Below are 18,361 nucleotides of genomic sequence, written 5' to 3'. Positions count from 1 at the left end.
TCAATAACCGAGCGCGCAGCCGTCCTTGCGCGGATCGGAACCGCCGGTGAGCGTGCCCTTGTCCCAGTCGATCCAGATCGCCTGGGCACCGCCGAGCGGGCCGACCACGCTGGTGGTCTTGTGGCCGAGCTTCTTCAGCCCTTCGACGATGTCGGCCGGCACGCTGTCCTCGAGCTGGTACTGGCCCTCGTAATGCAGGCCGCGCGGCATGTCGATCGCCTCCTGCACGTCGCAGCCATAGTCGAGGATGTTGGTGACGACGTGGGTCTGGCCGACCGGCTGATACTGGCCGCCCATCACCGCGAACGGCATCACGGAGCGGCCGCCCTTGGTGAGCAGGCTCGGCATGATCGTGTGCAGCGGGCGCTTGCCGCCGGCGATGCAGTTGGGGTGGCCGGGCTGGATGCGGAAGCCGCCGGCACGGTTCTGGAACAGCACGCCGGTGTTGTTCGAGACGATCGCCGAGCCGAAGGAATGCGCGATCGAATTGATGAACGAGCAGACGTTGCGGTCCTTGTCTACGACCGTGATGTAGATGGTCGAGGGATTCATCGGCGGCGCGACGTTCGGGAGGTCGAGCATGCCGTCCATGCGGATCTTGCTGATGTACTCGTCGGCAAAGCCCTTCGCGAGCATCTCGGCAACGTCGATCTTCATGTGATCGGGATCGGCGACGTGCATCTCGCGGTTCATGTAGGCGATGCGCGCGGCCTCGGCTTCGAGATGGAAGCGCTCGACGCTGAGCGGAGCAAACTTGGTCAGATCGAAGCGCGACAGGATGTTGAGCATCAGCAGCGCGGTGACGCCGGGGCCGTTCGGCGGGCACTGCCAGACGTCATAGCCCTTGTACGCGGTGCCGATCGGCGTCGTCGTCTCGGTGGTGTGCGCGGCGAAATCGTCGAGCGTGTGCAGGCCGCCGATGCCCCTGAGCGTCTCGACCATGTCTTCCGCGATCGCGCCCTTGTAGAAGGCGTCGCGGCCGTCCTTGGCGATCGCGCGCAGCGTCTTGCCGAGCTCGGCCTGGCGGATGACGTCGCCGGCCACCGGCGGCTTGCCGCCTGGCAGCAGATAACGCACCGTGTTGGTGCCACCCTTCAGTTTCTCGAACTGGTTCTTCCAGTCGAAGGCGATGCGCGGCGCGACGACATAACCCTCTTCGGCCGCCTTGATCGCGGGCTGCAGCAGCCGGTCGAAGCCGAACTTGCCGTGATCGCGCAGCACGGTCGCGAAGGCGTCGATCACGCCGGGAATCGAGACCGCATGCGCCGAGGTCAGCGGCACGGAGTTGATCTTGCGTTCGAGATACCAGTCGGCGTTAGCCGCCTTCGGCGCCCGGCCGGAGCCGTTATAGGCGATGATCTTGCCCTCGCCACGCGGCTGGATCAGTGCAAAGCAGTCGCCGCCGATGCCGGTCGATTGCGGCTCGATCACGCCGAGCAAGGCCGAACCCGCCACCGCCGCGTCCACCGCCGTGCCGCCCTCGCGCAGCACCTCGATCGCGGCGAGCGACGCCTGCGGATGCGAGGTCGCCACCATCGCGTTGGTGGCGTGGACGGTCGACCTGCCGGGGAAATGGAAGCTTCTCATGTCAATTCTTGCTCTCGTTGGGCTGTCGTTAGGCTCTCTTGGGCCGTGGGGCGCGCGGCGCACCATCCCGGAAAAACCGGGCCTACATGACACATTCCGGCCCGCCGGGGCAATGCTGGCATACCAGCGAAATGGCTGCCATCCGCTGGGCGTATAGACCTTTTGCCGTCCGGGGCCATGCGGGTTTTCCGGGCGGCGGCTGCCTGCTAAACGAGCCGCCATGATCCACAAGGTCGCCGCCTTCTACCAATTCGCCGCCCTGCCCGATTACCGCGAGCTGCGCGAGCCGTTGCGCGCGTTCTGCGCAAGCCTTGCGCTCAAGGGCAGCGTGCTGCTCGCCCGGGAAGGCATCAACGGCACGATTGCGGGTGCGCCCGAGGCGATCGACGCCTTCGTCCACGAGCTCGCGCACGGCAGCCTGTTCGCCGGCCGGCTGACCAATCTCGAATTGAAGTTCTCGACTGCGGAGGCAATGCCGTTCGGCCGGCTCAAGGTGCGGCTGAAGAAGGAGATCGTCACGCTCGGCGACGAGGCCGCCGATCCGACCCGCCAGGTCGGCACCTATGTCGACGCCGCCGAGTGGAACGCGCTGATCGCGGCGCCCGACATGCTGGTGCTCGACACCCGCAACGCGTTCGAGGTGGCGATGGGCACGTTCGAGGGCGCGGTCGACCCCGATATCAAGAGCTTTGGCCAGTTCAAGGATTTTGCCGCAAAACAGCTCGATCCGGCAAAGCATCGCAGGATCGCAATGTTCTGCACCGGCGGCATCCGCTGCGAGAAGGCGAGCGCACATTTGCTCGCGCGCGGCTTCGCCGAGGTCTATCACCTCAAGGGCGGTATCCTCAAATATCTGGAGGAGGTGCCGCAGGCGCAGAGCCGCTGGCGCGGCGAATGCTTCGTGTTCGACGAGCGCGTGGCGCTCGGTCACGGATTGCGCGAACGAGACAAGGGGCACGACCGTGACGAATGACATCAAGATGCTGGGCGAGCGCATCGACACGCTGGAGATGCGCATCGCCTATCAGGACGATACGATCGAGACGCTGAACCAGACGATTACCGCGCAGTGGAAACAGATCGACGTGCTGACGCGGAAGATCGCGGAGCTTGGCGAGCGACTTCAGGAAGCCGAGACGAATGCGCCGGGTCCAGCCAACGAGCCCCCGCCGCATTATTGAGGATGATGCGCTACAGCCCTGACGCCTTGGGCAGCAGGCGCGCCACCTCGACCGACATCATCAGGCGGTTGCGCCCACCTTCCTTCGCCGCATAGAGCGCCTGATCGGCGGCCTCGATGAGCGAGCCCACACCGGCGGTGCGTTCCAGCGCCGGCCGGCAGGCCGCGCCGCCGAGCGAAGCAGTGACGCAGCCCGACGCGTGATTGGTACCGTGGACGAGGCCCGCCTCGCGGATGGCACGGCGGATCCGCTCGCCGATCCGCGCGCAGCCCGTGGCATCGGTGTTCGGCAGCAGCATGGCGAATTCCTCGCCGCCATAGCGCGCAGCCAGATCTCCGGCGCGCTGCATCTCGGCCGCGATGACCTGCGCCACCACGCGCAGACAGGCATCGCCCGCGGGGTGACCGTATTCGTCGTTGTAGGCCTTGAAGTGGTCGACGTCGATCATCAGCAAGGCGAGGCTGGAACGGTCGCGATAGGCGCGCGCCCATTCCTCCTTCAACCGTTCGTCGAAGCGGCGGCGGTTGGCGAGCCCGGTGAGGCTGTCCTCGATCGCGAGCGTCTCGAGCCTGGTCTCCAGCTTCTTCTGCTCAGTGATGTCGCGCGAGATCGCGACCACCCCGTCGACGACGCCGCTTTCCTTGCGCGTGACCCGCATGGTCGATTCGAGCCAGACTTCGGTGTTCGTCCGGTGCGTGTTACGATAGGTGACGCGCGCCTCCTCCGCGTCGCCGCGCTTCATGGCATCGACGATGGCCTGGACGTGCGGCCGGTCCTCCTCATGAATGCCCGCAAGTGCGGGCGTACCGATCAGCTGATTGGCGCGCCAGCCGACGACACGGGCCGACGAGGGAGAGACGTAGCGCAGCCGCTCGTCGAGCCCGATGCGGGTGACCATGTCGCTGGAGCCTTCCGCGAGCAGGCGGAAATGAGCTTCCTTCTCGACCAGGGCCGCGGCCATGCGCTGGCCGCGCTGCAACTGCCGCACCAGCACCGCGCCGATCACCGCGATCAGCATGACCAGCGCGAGCACGTAGAGCATGCGGGAAATCGCGGCTGCGCGCCAGGGGGCAAGCAGTTCGTCCTTGTCGACGGTGGCAAGCAGGACGAGCGGATAGCGGCCAGAGCGCTTGAAGAAGCTGACGCGCGCGGCCCCGTCCAACGGTGACTTGAAATGGTAGGCGCCGCTCGGCCGTTGCAGGCTCGCGTCACGGAACAGCGGGGTGTCGGCGACGCTGCGGCCGACGAATTTATCGTTGCTCGGGTTGCGCGCGATGATCAAGCCGTCGCCATACATCAGCGCCACCGAACTGTTACGGCCGATCTCGAACTGCTCGTAGAAATGCGAGAGATATTTCGAGCTGATGGTCGCGAGCACCACGCCACCGAAACTGCCGTCCAGCTTGTTGAAGCGACGCGACAGCGTGACGACCCATTCGCCATCGAGCTGGCTCTTCACGGGGTGGCCGACATAGGGCTCGCGTTTCGGGGAGAGCTGGTGATGGCGGAAAAATGCATCGTCGCTGAGCGTCGAGCCGATCGTGCCGGGCGAAGTCAGCCAGTTGCCCTTGTCGTCGATGATGGCGAGGCCGTGCACGCGCTCCATCGCCTTCTTGCGCGCCTCCAGGAGGTTGCGCAGCTTGGCGATCGTGGCCGGCTCGGTGCCGTCCATCTCCAGCCGGCTGACGACGCCGACGACGCCGGAATCCAGCAGATCGAGGCTGTCCTCCGCATGCTGCGTCAGCGAGCGCGCAACATTCGCCATCTCGGTTTCGGCGCCCTTGAGCACAGCATCTCGCGCGGCCCATTCTCGCCAGCCGCTGACGCCGAGGATGGTCGCGCAAGTGAGCACGACGAACGCGGCCGCCCGCAACGGCAGGCGGCTCCATCCGGCTCTCTGTGAGGCGAGGTTCATGCGGCAGAATTCTCCGATAGCCGGAAATTCCACCGCTTCTGTTATTGAACCCTGAAACGCTTGCGGACATTCGCAACGATATGCGGCTTTTCCCGTACTCCTACGGACCTGAGCGTCGCCGGATCGCTAACAATGCGTTAGCGACCCTATCGGAAACCGGCTCTCTGCCCTCGCTGAAGAGCGGCCCTAGCTGAAGATCGCCTTAACCTTGTCCCACAGCGAGGGATTGTCGGCGTCCGCATCGGCCTTCGACGGCGTCGGCTGCGCGGCGCTCACGGGATCGGACGCGGGGAAGCTGTCCTTCAGCCCGGCGTCGAGCTTGGTGTGGCGATCGGCGGCGAGCGCTTCGCGCAGATCGTCGGCGTGCTTGTCATGCGGCGCGGGATTGAATGTCTCAGCCATGGATACCTCCTCCATGGCAGGTCAACGCGGCGCATTTGCGCTGGTTCCCCTGTTCCGCTCGGGCCTTGGGCGGTGTATCAGGGACCTCAATCTGCATCAGGATTTCTCGTGCCCCAGTCTGCGACAAAGCCCTTCATCGACGTGCTCTCCGGCCAGCGGCAGGCCATTCCGCCCATGTGGATGATGCGGCAGGCCGGCCGCTATTTGCCGGAATATCGGGAGGTGCGCGCCAGGGCCGGCGGCTTCCTCGATCTCTGCTTTAACCCGGAACTCGCCGCCGAAGTCACGCTGCAACCGATCCGCAGATTCGGCTTCGATGCGGCGATCATCTTCTCCGACATCCTGGTGATCCCTTACGCGCTCGGGCGCTCCGTGCGCTTCGAGGTCGGCGAGGGTCCGCGGCTGGAGCCGCTGGATGATCCGGCCAAGGTCGCGACGCTCGCCGCGCGGGCCGACTTCGACAAGCTCACACCGGTATTCGAGGCGCTCAAGATCGTGCGCGGCGCGCTCGATGCAAAAATCGCGCTGATCGGCTTCTGCGGTGCACCGTGGACGGTGGCGACCTACATGGTCGCAGGCCACGGCACGCCCGACCAGGCGCCGGCGCGGATGATGGCCTACCGGCACCCGGAGGCGTTTGCGAAAATCATCGACGTGCTGGTCGAGAACTCGATCGAATATCTGCTGGCGCAGTTGGCCGCCGGTGCCAATGCGTTGCAGATCTTCGACACCTGGGCCGGTGTGCTGCCGCCGGCCGAATTCGCACGCTGGTCGGTCGAGCCGACCCGGCGGATCGTCGAGGGCGTGCGCGCAAAAGTGCCGGATGCGAAGATCATCGGCTTTCCACGCGGCGCAGGCGCACAGCTGCCTGGTTACGTCGAGGCGACCGGCGTGAATGCCGTCAGCATCGACTGGACCGCGGAGCCGGCCTTCATCCGCGAGCGCGTGCAGAGCCGCGTCGCCGTGCAGGGTAATCTCGATCCGCTGGCGCTGATCACGGGCGGCGCTGCGCTCGACCGCGCGGTCGACGACACGCTGGCGAACTTTGCGCAAGGGCGCTTCATCTTCAACCTCGGCCACGGCATCCAGCCGGAGACACCGATCGTCCATGTCGAGCAGATGCTGAGGCGCGTGCGGGGGTGATTTGTTGCGGCTTTAAACGGGCTCAAACAAAACCAACGAAAACAACCCCATGCACAGTAGAGAGACCACGCCAGATCAATGGCTTAGAGCACGCTAAATCAGCCGGCGTGTCATCGCACCAGATCGCACTGCGGTTTGACACGTCGGGCAAAACAGGAGCAGGATGGCATCATCCCGCAGATCTTGAATTCACAGGCCAGCTCAGCGCGGCCGGCTGCGCGCGATGATCTCGGCGGCGCCCTTGTCCAGCAGATCCAGTCCGACACTACGACCGAGCTCACGCGGGCGATTGGCGGGGCCTGTGCGCGAGGCTCCGATGATGGTGTTGCCGGAGAGGTCGAGCGCGGCGGCGGTCTGCGACATCGGGTCGCCTGCCGAGGCAGCAGCTACCGTTCCTTTTTGAAATATCGGTCCGATGGTGTCTGCCACACTGGACTAACACAACCATAAACGAAGCGCATGGAATTTAGAAATCGATAGAGGGGCCGCACCGTGACTCAGCATGTTTTGTTTATCGTCACCAATGCAGCCATCATCGGGCCGAACAATCGCAAGACCGGTTTCTTTTTTGCTGAAGTCGCTCATCCTTTTGAGGTGCTTGACGGGGCGGGGATCGCGGTGGAGTTCGCGTCCGTTGCAGGCGGATGGACACCCTACGATGCCTACGACCAAAAGGATGAGGCCCAGAAGACCTTTTTCGAAAGCAAGGCTTTCCGTCGTCTCAATCGGAGCCGTAAGTTATCGGAGGTCGATACCGCGGACTATGACGCCATCCTGATTCCCGGCGGCCTTGGACCAATGGTCGATATCGCGCGGAATACCGAAGTCCAAAGAGCCGTCGCTCGTTCCTGGACCACAGGGAAATTCGTATCGGCCGTCTGTCATGGCCCGTGCTCGCTGCTCGGCGTAGACCTTGGCGACGGCGTTCCCTTCGTGCGCGGCAAGAAACTCACCTCGTTCTCGAAGAAGGAAGAATACGACTATGCCCGCGATGATGTCCCGTATGAACTTGAGGATGCGCTCCGGGCTGAAGGCGCGGACTATTCGTCAACGGAAAACTGGCAACCAAAGGTGGTTGTCGATGGTCGACTGATAACGGGCCAAAATCCGGCCTCCGCAGGCCCGATGGCAAGGGAACTCCTGGCGGCGCTCCGGAAACTTTCCTAAAGGCAAGTCGATCCGAGAGCCGCCGTACCGCAGAGGTCGCGCCCTAGCGCGGTCGGCTGCGCTCGATGATCTCGGCGGCGCCCTTGTCCAGCAGATCCAGTCCCACGGCACGGCCGAGCTCGCGTGGACGGTTCGCCGGGCCGGTGCGCGCAGCTTCGATGATGGTGTTGCCGGAGAGGTCGAGCACGGACGCGGTGAGCGACATCTGATCGCCTGCGATGGTCGAGAAGCCCGCGACCGGCGAATTGCAATGGCCGTTCAGCACCCACAGCACCTCGCGCTCGGCATCGGCGCAGGCGTGCGCGGCGGGATCGTCGATCGATGACAGGATCTGTCTTGTCTGCCAGTCCTGCGCGGCGCATTCGACCGCGACGATGCCCTGGCCTGCCGCGGGCAGCATCTCCGCCGCGGTGAATTCGTAGGCGATGCGGCTGGCAAGGCCGACGCGATCGAGGCCCGAGCGCGCCATGATCAGCGCATCCGCCGGCCCCACCGCGCCGCCATCCGGCAAGCGCTGCATCTCGCCATTGTCGAGTTTTCGCACGCGCGTGTCGGCGGCGCCGCGGAAGTGGATCACTTCGACATCAGGAAACAGCCGCCGCGCGTAAGCGGCGCGGCGCACGGCGTTGGTACCAATTTTGAAACCCTTGCCGCGCGACTGGCGCAGCGCCTCGATCGTCACGCCGTCCCGCAACACCAGCGCATCGCTGGGAGGATCGCGCGACAGCGTGGCGCCGATGACGAGGCCGGGCGTGTCCTCGTTGCCCGGCATGTCCTTCAGCGAATGCATCGCGGCCTGCAATTCGCCCGACAGCACGGCGGCGCGGATCTGCGCCACGAAGGCGCCGCCCTTGCCGCCATGCGGCAACAGCTTGCTGGTCTGGTCGAGATCGCCCGTGGTGTCGAACTTGACGATCTCGACGTCGAGACCGGGCATGGCGGCGCTCAGGCGGCGCGCAATCTCTTCCGTCTGCGCCAGCGCCATCGCGCTCTTGCGTGTGCCGATCTTGAATCGCGTAGCCAAGTCTTCGTCCTTTCGAGGCGCGAATTTACCGCGCATCCTCCAATATCATGTCGGAGGCCTTTTCGGCGATCATGATGATCGGCGCGTTGGTGTTCCCCGACACGAGGTCCGGCATGATCGAGCCGTCGACGATTCGAAGGCCTTCGAGCCCCCTCACCTTCAGCCGCTGGTCCACCACCGCGAGCGCGTCGTTGCCCATACGACAGGTCGAGGTCGGATGGTAGATGGTGCTGCCACGCTCGCGGCAATAATCCAGAATCTCGGCATCCGTGGATACCTTCGTGCCAGGATCGTACTCGCCGACCACGAACGACTTCAGCGCCGGCGCATTCAATATCTTGCGCAGGATCTTGATGCCTTCGACGTTGGTGGTGCGGTCGGTCTCGGTCGACATGTAGTTGATGCGGATTTCCGGCGGCACGGTCGGGTCCGCGCTCTTGATGCGCAATGACCCGCGGCTTTCGGGCCGGAGCTGGCACACCGACGCCGTGAAACCGGAAAAATCATGCAGCCTCTCGCCCATCTTGTCGGTCGAGAACGGCAGGAAGTGCACCTGGATATCGGGCGATGCCAGCCGCGGATTGGTCTTGAAGAACGCGCCGGCCGTGCCGGCCGCGATCGTCAGCCAGCCCTTCCGGAACAGGGCATAGCGTGCACCGGCGAGCGTGCGGCGGAGCGGATTGTTGACGGTGTCGTTCAGCGTGATCTTCTGCGAGCATCGCATCACGATGCGGACCTGCATGTGGTCCTGGAGGTCGTGACCGACGCCCTGCGCATCCAGCACGACGTCGATGCCGTGCTTGCGCAGCAGATCGGCGGGACCGACGCCGGAGAGCTGAAGCAGCTGCGGCGAATTGTAGGCGCCACTCGACAACACGATCTCCTTGCGCGCCCGCGCGCGGCGCACGGTGGTGCCTTGCCGGTATTCGACGCCGACGGCGCGGCGACCCTCGAACAGCACGCGCTGGCCGAGCGCCTCGGTCTCGACCTTGAGATTGCCGCGCGTCTTCGCGGGGCCCAGATAGGCCACCGCCGTCGAGGCGCGGCGGCCGTTGCGCGTCGTGGTCTGGAACAGGCCGACGCCTTCCTGCGTGGCGCCGTTGAAATCGGGGTTGTAAGGCAGACCAGTCTCGACGGCGGCGTCGATGAACGCCTTCGACAGCGGATCGGTCACGACCATGTTGGAGACCGGGAGCGGCCCGCCGCTGCCATGATATTGATCGGCCCCGCGCGTCTGGTTCTCGGCCTTCTTGAAATAGGGCAGCACGTCGTCATAGCCCCAGCCGGCATTGCCGTGCTGGCGCCAGCGATCGTAATCCTCGTGCTGGCCGCGGACATAGAGCAGTCCGTTGATCGAGCTCGATCCGCCCAGGGTCTTGCCGCGCGGCTGGAACACTTGCCGGCCCTTCAGCTCGGGCTCCGGCTCGGTCTGGTACATCCAGTTGACGGTCTTTTCCTTGAACAGTTTTCCGTAACCGAGCGGCACGTGGATCCAGATGTTGGAATCCCTCGGGCCGGCCTCGAGCAGCAGCACCGAATGTTTGCCGTTCGCCGACAACCGGTTGGCCAGCACGCAGCCGGCGGAGCCGGCGCCGACGATGATGTAATCGAATTCAGGATCGGATGGCGTAAGGGAGGAATTTGCGTTCATGCGCTACGCTTCTTCTTGTTGGTGTGGGCGTTTCCAGTTGCGTGATTAGCACAATCATGCGCGCAGACGCAGCGCCTCGACCAGCGACTTGAACGCACGGGCATATTCCGCCCCTGCCCTTGCGATATCCGCGCGCCCGGCGCAGGCAACCGCCGCCTCCGTCACCGCGCCAAGCAGCAGCCGCGCCAGCGGCTCGACCGGCTGCCGCGCGATCAGGCCAGCGTCCATCGCCGCCGCAATCGCGCGCGGCAGCTTGCCGCCGAAGTGCTTGGCGTCGATCTCGCGCCAGCGCTCCCAGCCGAGCACGGCCGGGCCGTCGCGCAGGATGATCTGGCCGGTCGGACCTTTCGCGGTCGCGGCGAAATAATGCTGGGTGCCGGCGACCATCGCGGCGAGCACGTCCTTCTCTGCGCGCGCGGTACTGTCGATCTCGGCAACGAGGTCGCGCGAGACCAGGTCGAACACGGCCTCGAACACCGCCTCCTTGGTCTTGAAGTGATGATAGACCGCGCCCTTGGCGATGCCGGCGCTGTCCGCGATCTCGTCCATCGTGGTGGCGGAAAATCCTTGCGTCCCGAACAGGCGGCGCGCCGCGGTCAGGATCGCCTCCGTCGTCGCCGCCCGCCGCTCCGCCTGTTTCGCCATGGGTCTCGTCTAGTGCGTGATGGGTTGAGGTCGAAGCTCGTTCGAGCACGAGCAGCGCTCTGTCTGTTCCCTCCCCCCTTGCGGGGGAGGGTCAGGGAGAGGGGTGCCACACGGGGATTCCATCAATCGTACATCCGCTCGGTGAATCTTCGACAATTGGCGCTCTTTGCTGGGCTACCCCTCTCCCTAGCCCTCCCCCTTGCGGGGGAGGGAACGCACCTCCGTCGGGGCGCCAGCCGAGTCTCATGCCTTCAGTCTCTAATTGAATTCGCCACAAGCGGCCAGTTGACTTTTCGACCATCAGTCGGTATTTACCGACTATCAGTCGGTTTTAATCGTGAGGTGCGGCATGCCGAGCCGTGACATCGTCGAAGCGTTTGCGAAGCGGTTGGAGGATGGAGACTTCGTCGGCGCGATCGAGAATTTCTACACGCCTGACGCGGCGACCTATGAGAACAATGCGCCGCCGACGGTCGGGCGGGACAAGCTTGCAGCCAAGGAACGCGGCGTGCTCGCCGCCTTCAAGGAGGTCAAGGCCGTGCGCGTCGGGCCGAGCCTGATCGAAGGCGACAGCGTCGCCTCGCGCTGGATCTTCAGCTTCACCAACGCCGAGGGCGTCACGCGGACGCTGGAGGAGATCGCCTGGCAGACCTGGCAAGGCGACAAGCTGATCGAGGAACGGTTCTATTACGACCCGAAACAACTGGGGCGTTAACGCCCCTTCTCACCAAGCGTAACGCACAACACCCTTGCCGGCGTAGCTGCGCGTGACGTTGGAGAATTCGCCCTCGAAGGTCGCAGCCGCCGCCCAGCCGTTGAGCCATTTCTTCTCGGCCGATGCCGTGACCAGCGCCGTCTCCGATGCCATCGCCGCACCGTTCACGACGAAGCTGGCGCCGGGCAAGGTCTGGAACGTGGCCCCGATCGCACGGTTGGAATTAAAGTCGTGTGCCCAGGCCACACGGCCGCGCAGCGTGACGATGCCGTCATTCTGAGCGAACGCCTTGTCGGTGCGCAGGCCGAGCTCGCTGCGGGTATCCGTAACGCTCTTGGCGCCATAGGCGAGCGCGAACTGGTTGCTGCCGCTAATCGCCTGCTCGGCATAGGCCGGCAGGTCGAACGCCGTGACCTGCGCCGCTGCGTAGGGCGTCAGGCCGATGCCTTGCGATACGAAGCGATAGCCGCCTTCGAGTCGGCCCGAATACGCATTGGCTTTGAACTCGGCGCGCAGGCGATCGACGCCGGCGACGGTCACGGTGCGGTCGGTGACGATGTCCTGCCAGCCATAGGCCAGCGCCCCCGTGATGTAGGCGGGGCCTGCGTTGTGGCGGAAGAACGCGCCGGCCTGGAAAAGATCCGAGCGGCCGCCGCCGAGATTGTTGGCGACGGAGAAATTGGTGCCGCCGCCGGCGAGTGCGAAGCCCAGCAGCGTGTCGCGCGACAAGCGATAGTCCGCGCCGACCGCAGTCGCATAGAGGCTGCTCGTGGTGGTGTTGGAGCCGAGCGCATTGTTGCCGTCGGTCTGCTGCGAACCGCCGAAGCCGGCCGCCCAGACGCTCCAGCGCTGCTCGAAGGACGGCGCGACCGGCGCCTTGGTGTAGGCGGCGAAGGCATCGCGGGCGCTCGCCGAACGTCCCTTCCCGGTCGCGGCGTAAGCCATGCTCTCTTCGGCATAGGCATTCGGCGTCCCGCCGGCGCTGACGGGATCGCCGCGGCCGGCAACGAACGGGTCCGTCATCACGCCCATGAACTGGGTCATCGCGTTGAACGTCGACTGCAGCGGCGCGCTGCCGACCTCCCCCGAGAGCTGCGTCAGCCCGGCCGGCGTGAGGCCGCCGAACGCCATCGGGATCCCGCCGGTCGTGTTGAAGAAGTTGACGACCGCGTTGCCGACGTTCTGCTGGTTGACGTTCAGGCTGCCCGATGGCGGCGCAAAGTTCAGCACGAGGTTCAGATAGGCGTGAGTATTGGTTGCGTCATAGCTCACGCTGGTGCTGAAGCCCGCTGGCAGGCCAAGGGTGGAGACGGTGGAATTGAACGTGCCGGTGATGCTTCCCGCGGTGAGGATAGTGTATTGCTTCGCGACGTAGCTGCCGACCGCAAAGTTCGCGCCCAGGGTTGCGCCGCCGAGGTTTGCATTGCCGCTGACGATGCCGGAGGTGGACGTCGCCGGGGTCACCTCCACGAGGTAGGTCGAAGCCGCATCCAAGACAAGGCTTCCGGAGACGGTCATCGACCCGCCGACCACACCTCCGCCAGGCGTGAAGAGGCCACCGTTGACGGTGAGATTCCCGACGGTGCCGACGCCCAGGAGTGAGCCGTTGTTCACTGTCGTCATCGACGAGCTGGCAATCGAGCCATCGACCCTGAGCACGCCAGCGTTGATTGTGGTCGTTCCGGTGTAGCTGCTGATGCCCGTCAGCGCCTCTGAGACGCCGCTGGAAATCATCAGATTGCCGCTGCCCTGGATCGCGCCGGCAAAGACCTGCGTGCCACCCGCGATCGTCAAATTCTTGGCACCGAGCTTCACGGTGCTGCCGCTGACGCCCGAGAAATCAGTAATCGAAAGCCCGGTGGTGACGCCGGAGATGTCGAGCGTTCCCGCCGCGTTGGTAAGGCTCACCGCACCGCCGATGGTGCCGCTGCCGGTCACGAACACCGTGCCGCCGGAGATCGTCGCCGCTCCGCTGATCGTGGCGACGTTGTTGAAGGTGCCGCCGTTGTTGTTCAGCGTCGTGATCGAGCCGGTGCCGTTGTTGTTGAACGTTCCGGAGGTGTTGGTCACGCCGGCCATCGTGCCGTCGTTGTTCACCGTGCCGCCGTTGTTCGTGGTCGCGCCCTGGACCTGGCCGCTACCGAAGTTGTTGAGTGTACCGCCCGTCAGTCCGAACGTGCTCATGAACGTACCGACATTTTGCACGGTGCCTGAAGACACGGTCGCAGCGCCGGTGACCTTCGCCGTGGTGTCGTTGCCGAAGATGCCGCCATTGTTGGCCAGCGTCGTGATCGTGCCGTTGTTGTTGTTGTTGAACGTTCCAGTGTTGGTCACGCCGGCCATGGTGGCGTTGTTGTTCACCGTGCCGCCGTTGTTCGTCGTCGCGCCCTGGACCTGACCACCGGTGTTGTTGGTGAACGTGCCGCCCGTCAGGCCGAGCGTGCTGGAGAACGTGCCCGCGTTCGTCACGGTGCCGGCCGAGATCGTCGCCGCGCCGGAGACCGTGGCGCCGCTCGCGTTCGCGAAGGTGCCGCCATTGTTGTTCAGCGTCGTGATCGAGCCGCCGTTGTTGTTGTTGAACGTTCCGGAGGTGTTGGTCACGCCCGCCATCGTGGCGAAGCTGTTGATCACGGTGCCGCCGTTGTTCGTGGTCGCGCCCTGGATATGGGCACTGCTACCGGAGTTCGTGAGCGTGCCGGCCGAGATCGTCACGGCACCCGAAATCGTTCCGTCGTTGTTGAAGGTGCCACCATTGTTGTTCAGGGTCGTGATCGAACCGCTGTAGTAATTGGTGAACGTTCCGGACGTGTTGATCACGCCCGCCATGGTGTCGTAGTTGCTTGCGGTGCCGCCGTTGTTGGTGGTGGTGCCCTGAATCTGCCCGTGAACGCCGTTGATAAGGCTGCCGCCCGTCATGTCGAGCGTGCCGGCGATCGTACCGTAGTTCCCCAAGCTGCCCGCCGACATGGTCGCGGCGCCGGAGATCGTAGCGCCGGTCGCATTGATGGTGCTACCGCCGTTGTTGGTCAGCGTCGTGATCGTACCGCCGTTGTAGTTGTTGAACGTGCCGGAGGTGTTGGTCACGCTGGCCATTGTGGCGTAGTTGGTCACCGTGCCACCGTTGTTGGTGGTCGCACCCTGGACCTGGCCGCCGGTGTTGTTGGTGAACGTGCCGCCGGTCAGGCCGAGCGTGCTGGAGAACGTGCCGGCGTTCGTCACGGTGCCGCCGGAGATCGTCGCCGCGCCGGAGACCGTTGCGCCGCTCGCGTTGGTGAAGGTGCCGCTGCTGTTGCTCAGCGTCGTGATCGAACCGCCGCTGTTGTTGTTGAACGTCCCGGTATTGGTCACCGGCCCCATGGCGCCGTTGTTGGTGACGATGCCGGCGTTGCTCAGGTTGCCGGTCACGGTACCGCCGCTGTTGACGATCGTCGCGCTGGCGTTGTTCGTCAGGCCGCCATTGGCGTTGAGAGTCGTGCCCGCGTTGACCACGATGCCTCCGCCCGGATCGGTGCCCGAATTCGTGATCAATCCTGCGACGGTGTACGAGCCGGTGGAAAAAAACAGGACAGACGAGGCGGTGCTGTTGGTGAACGTGCTGTCGCTGGTGACCGTCCCGAAGATTTCGAAGAGGCCGCCGGTGCTGTTGTCGATCGCGCCGTTGAACGCGCCGGCATGGGCACCGATCGAGCCGATGTTGGTCACCCCGCCATTGGTTGAACCGGCCGTCTGGATGTAGCCGAAAAAGTTGGTCAGACCGCCGTTCAGCGTGCCCGAATTGTGCGTGACGCCATTGTTGGCGAGGCCGCCATTTTGCGTGCCGGTGTTGTCGTAGGTCGCGCTCATATTCGTAACGGACACGGCAGACGTCAGGGTGCCGCTGTTGACGAAGGTGCCGGCCGAGACACTCGTCGTCGTGAACGAGTTGGTCCCACTCAGCGTCAGCGTGCTGGCGCCGGCCTGTGAGATGCCCGCTCCCGTCATGTTGTTGCTGATCGAGATGCTCTGATTGGTATTGGCGTTGTTGACGAGGTTCGGTCCGGCGCCGTTGAAGTTCACGTCGGAGCCCGACACGGCATAGTTGCTGGCGTTTGCTCCGAACGTCCACGAATCCGGGGTGATCGGGCCGGCAGTGACCGTGATGGTCGCACTGCCCCCTCCGTTGAATTGAGCGGACTGGCCGGCATTGATCGGCGGAGCGCCCGCCGGCGGATTGGACCAGTTCGTGTCGAGATTGTAATCGCTGGTGGCTGTCGAGTTGCCGAAGCCGTGCCACACACTCTGCGCCTGAGCCGAAGCTGAAAACAGGCAGCTCGCCAATGCCGAGGTCGCGAGCAGCAGACGCTTCATTCCCATTCCAACCACCGGCAATTCCAAAATTCCAAAAATCGCGTCTAGATAGAGTAAATGGAACCTTAAGTTCACACTATGTCTAATGAGCAACACCGCGTGGCAATCAGATACCAGCCGTCGTATTTCGACGCACGAGGCTGTGATGCAGCGACATTCGTGCGCGGGATGAGAATTCGCGACAGATTTGGCGCGGCGGCAGGCTGGCGAAGAGCGGCTGCCACTCGAAGCAGCCGGGATGGTGACTGCGCAAACCCAGCACACCGCCGTCATCGCCCGGCTTGACCGGGCGATCCAGTACGCCGAGGCGGCTGTGATTCAATCGATGGGCCGCGGCGTACTTGATGCCCCGGTCAAGCCGGGGCATGACAGCGGAGTTAGTGGCGAGCACCCTTCCAGCCGCTGCGTTTCCTCGCGTTACAGCCGTAACGCGAGGCGCCGCATTTGTATCGATTTGTTATCGATACTGCGCACGAACACGCAGAAGTGGTCACGGCGGGCGTGGTGAACGGGGATAATTCATAGTTCGTCAAAGGTTTGCGGCGAATTCTCCCGATCGAGCCGAACAAGAACGGCCCATGCTGCTAGGCCCTGGAATGCGGACTCAAACGACCAGCTATGTCGCCCGGCTGTTCGCCGGCGATCTGTCGGCCTTTGGCGGTCCTGCAACCGACGAAGCCGTCGCCGGACATATCCGCGCCGACCAGATGTCACTGGTGCTCGGCTATTCCGTCGGTATCATGCTGGCCAACGCCTGCAACGCGGCCGTGCTCGCCATCGCGCTGTGGCATTCGCCGGACTGGAAGTTTGCGCTGGCCTGGGCCGTGATCGTGGCCGGGGCCGCGATCGCGTTCGGCCTACAATCCCACGCCTCGCGCCGCGTCACAAAACCGCAATTCGTCTCGCGCCGGGCGATGCACCGGCTGGTGCGCAACGCCTTCGTGCTCGGCGTAGCCTGGGGCATCGTCCCGGTTGCCTTCTTCGACAATGCCGCAACAGGCGGCCAGCTCGTCATCACCTGCCTTTGCTCGGGAATGCTGGCCGGCGGCGCGCTGGCCTTCGCCACGATCCCGATTGCGGCCATCGCCTTCACGAGCCCCATCTTCGTCGGCATCGCCATCTGCCTCGGCCGCGACGGCGATCCCGCCTATGTGCTGATGGCCATCCTGGTGGTGGTTTACGGCAGCGTGCTGCTGCGCGCGGTGTTCGTCAATTCATTCGCGTTCGCGCGGCGCGTGATCCGGCAGATCGAGGCGGAGCGCACGGTCCGCCAGGATCCCCTCACGCTGTTGCCCAACCGCTTCGCCTTCAACGAGACGCTCGAGGCCGCGCTCAAGCGGCTGGCACTATCAGGCGAGGAATTCGCGGTGCTGCTGCTCGACCTCGACCGCTTCAAGGAGGTCAACGACAAGTTCGGCCACCCCGCCGGCGACGAATTCCTGGTCCAGGTCGCAAGCCGCCTGCAGCGCTGCACGCGCGCGGCCGAGCACGTCGCGCGCATCGGCGGCGACGAGTTCGCGCTGGTGATGGCCAATCTGGCGCGGCCGGAGGATGCGCTCGAGATCGCCGAACGCTTCGTCGCGGCCTTCACCGAGGCCTTCCAGATCGAGGGCCGCCAGATCGTCGGCGCAACCAGCGTCGGCATCGTGCTGGCGCCGCGCGACGGCACCACGCAGCTCGACATCATGAAGAACGCCGACGCCGCGCTCTATCGCGCCAAGAAGGCGGGTCCCGGCACGGTCTGCTTCTTCGAGGCCAGCGACGACCGGGTGTCACGCGACCGCAAGGCCCTGCAGGCGGACCTCGAACGCGCCATCGCGCGCAATGAGCTGTTCCTGGTGTTCCAGCCGTTCCTCGATCTCGCCGAGAACCGCATCACCGGCTTCGAGGCGCTGCTGCGCTGGCAGCATCCCCGGCGCGGGCTGGTGCCACCGAGCGAATTCATCCCGATCGCCGAGGAGACCGGGATGATCCACGAGATCGGCGAATGGGTGATCAGGCAGGCCTGCGTGACGTTGTCGGACTGGCCCGAGGACATCCGGGTCGCCGTGAACTTCTCCGCGGCGCAGTTTCACAACACCGGCATTTTGCAGATCATCGTGCAGGCGCTCGCCGACGCGAAGGTCCCCCCGCACCGGCTCGAGATCGAGATCACGGAATCGATGCTGCTGTCGAAATACGGCTCCGCGGCGTCAATCCTGAACGCGCTGCTCGAGCTCGGCATCACGGTGGCGCTCGACGATTTCGGCACCGGCTTCTCCTCACTCACGTACTTGCGCAAGCTGCCGTTCAGCCGCATCAAGATCGACCAGTCCTTCATCCGCGACATGCTGGTGCAGCCCGACTGCGCCGCGATCGTGAAGTCGGTGATCTCGCTGGCGCGCGATTTGCGCATCGGCGTGGTTGCCGAAGGCGTCGAGACCACCGACCAGCTCGAATATCTGCGCCAGTTCAGTTGCGACGAAGTGCAGGGCTATCTGATCAGCCGGCCAGTGTCGGCCGAGGACGTTCTGGCGCTGCTCGACCCGAAGAAGCTTCGGGCGATCCAGGCGGCGTAGGGAAACCTCCAATTTAGGAATAGGAT

The 18,361-nt window shown here is 64.6% G+C and carries 14 protein-coding genes and 1 pseudogene; 6 read left to right on the top strand and 9 right to left on the bottom strand.

The window, feature by feature from the left end:
* Positions 1-1,587: a gamma-glutamyltransferase gene (gene ggt / locus NLM25_RS10440; protein WP_254136884.1), complete on the bottom strand. Its 1,587-nt coding sequence runs from the start codon at positions 1,585-1,587 to the stop codon at positions 1-3.
* Positions 1,588-1,807: 220 nt separating this feature from the next.
* Here ggt and NLM25_RS10435 point away from each other — a divergent pair, with 220 nt between their 5' ends.
* Positions 1,808-2,560, top strand: a complete 753-nt coding sequence (locus tag NLM25_RS10435) for a rhodanese-related sulfurtransferase (protein WP_254136883.1) — start codon at positions 1,808-1,810, stop codon at positions 2,558-2,560.
* Positions 2,550-2,768, top strand: a complete 219-nt coding sequence (locus NLM25_RS10430) for a SlyX family protein (RefSeq protein ID WP_254116801.1) — start codon at positions 2,550-2,552, stop codon at positions 2,766-2,768. The genes NLM25_RS10435 and NLM25_RS10430 overlap by 11 nt, the downstream gene beginning before the upstream one ends.
* A 10-nt stretch (positions 2,769-2,778) precedes the next feature.
* Here NLM25_RS10430 and NLM25_RS10425 read toward each other — a convergent pair whose 3' ends face one another.
* Positions 2,779-4,683, bottom strand: coding sequence for a diguanylate cyclase domain-containing protein (locus NLM25_RS10425; protein WP_254136882.1), 1,905 nt, complete (start codon positions 4,681-4,683; stop codon positions 2,779-2,781).
* 186 nt (positions 4,684-4,869) lie between these two features.
* Positions 4,870-5,085 carry a hypothetical protein gene (locus NLM25_RS10420; RefSeq protein WP_254116799.1) on the bottom strand — a complete coding sequence of 72 codons (216 nt, stop codon included), beginning with the start codon at positions 5,083-5,085 and terminating at the stop codon, positions 4,870-4,872.
* 108 nt (positions 5,086-5,193) lie between these two features.
* Between NLM25_RS10420 and hemE the strand changes: the two genes are divergently transcribed.
* Complete coding sequence (gene hemE, locus NLM25_RS10415) at positions 5,194-6,228, top strand: uroporphyrinogen decarboxylase (protein WP_254136881.1); 1,035 nt, start codon at positions 5,194-5,196, stop codon at positions 6,226-6,228.
* Between the two features lie 201 nt (positions 6,229-6,429).
* Here hemE and NLM25_RS10410 read toward each other — a convergent pair.
* A pseudogene (locus NLM25_RS10410) lies at positions 6,430-6,600 on the bottom strand (hydroxymethylbilane synthase); the annotation flags it as partial.
* Positions 6,601-6,720: 120 nt separating this feature from the next.
* Here NLM25_RS10410 and NLM25_RS10405 point away from each other — a divergent pair.
* Positions 6,721-7,395, top strand: a complete 675-nt coding sequence (locus tag NLM25_RS10405; protein WP_254136880.1) for a type 1 glutamine amidotransferase domain-containing protein — start codon at positions 6,721-6,723, stop codon at positions 7,393-7,395.
* 43 nt (positions 7,396-7,438) lie between these two features.
* Here the strand turns inward: NLM25_RS10405 and hemC are convergent, their stop codons facing one another.
* Genes hemC through NLM25_RS10390 form a run of 3 tightly spaced genes read right to left on the bottom strand, consistent with a single transcriptional unit; the run spans position 7,439 to position 10,715 of the window.
* Positions 7,439-8,419, bottom strand: a complete 981-nt coding sequence (gene hemC / locus NLM25_RS10400; RefSeq protein ID WP_254136879.1) for a hydroxymethylbilane synthase — start codon at positions 8,417-8,419, stop codon at positions 7,439-7,441.
* 25 nt (positions 8,420-8,444) lie between these two features.
* Positions 8,445-10,070: a GMC family oxidoreductase gene (locus tag NLM25_RS10395; RefSeq protein WP_254136878.1), complete on the bottom strand. Its 1,626-nt coding sequence runs from the start codon at positions 10,068-10,070 to the stop codon at positions 8,445-8,447.
* Positions 10,071-10,124: 54 nt separating this feature from the next.
* A complete protein-coding gene (locus NLM25_RS10390; RefSeq protein ID WP_254136877.1) occupies positions 10,125-10,715 on the bottom strand; it encodes a TetR/AcrR family transcriptional regulator in 591 nt (196 codons plus the stop codon).
* A 349-nt stretch (positions 10,716-11,064) separates the two neighbouring features.
* On the opposite strand from NLM25_RS10390, the gene NLM25_RS10385 reads away from it, so the two are divergent.
* Positions 11,065-11,430, top strand: a complete 366-nt coding sequence (locus NLM25_RS10385) for a nuclear transport factor 2 family protein (protein ID WP_254136876.1) — start codon at positions 11,065-11,067, stop codon at positions 11,428-11,430.
* 9 nt (positions 11,431-11,439) lie between these two features.
* Here the strand turns inward: NLM25_RS10385 and NLM25_RS10380 are convergent, their stop codons facing one another.
* Positions 11,440-15,777: an S-layer family protein gene (locus NLM25_RS10380; protein ID WP_254136875.1), complete on the bottom strand. Its 4,338-nt coding sequence runs from the start codon at positions 15,775-15,777 to the stop codon at positions 11,440-11,442.
* Positions 15,778-15,883: 106 nt separating this feature from the next.
* The gene (locus NLM25_RS10375; RefSeq protein ID WP_254136874.1) at positions 15,884-16,168 is read right to left on the bottom strand and encodes a hypothetical protein; all 285 of its coding nucleotides are present in this window, start codon (positions 16,166-16,168) and stop codon (positions 15,884-15,886) included.
* Positions 16,169-16,373: 205 nt separating this feature from the next.
* On the opposite strand from NLM25_RS10375, the gene NLM25_RS10370 reads away from it, so the two are divergent.
* The gene (locus tag NLM25_RS10370) at positions 16,374-18,335 is read left to right on the top strand and encodes a bifunctional diguanylate cyclase/phosphodiesterase (RefSeq protein ID WP_254136873.1); all 1,962 of its coding nucleotides are present in this window, start codon (positions 16,374-16,376) and stop codon (positions 18,333-18,335) included.
* Positions 18,336-18,361 lie beyond the last annotated feature (26 nt).

This window comes from Bradyrhizobium sp. CCGB01, assembly GCF_024199795.1.
In the GTDB taxonomy this organism is placed as follows: domain Bacteria; phylum Pseudomonadota; class Alphaproteobacteria; order Rhizobiales; family Xanthobacteraceae; genus Bradyrhizobium.
Note: the sequence above shows the minus strand (reverse complement) of the source record. Positions and strands in the feature narration are given on the sequence as shown.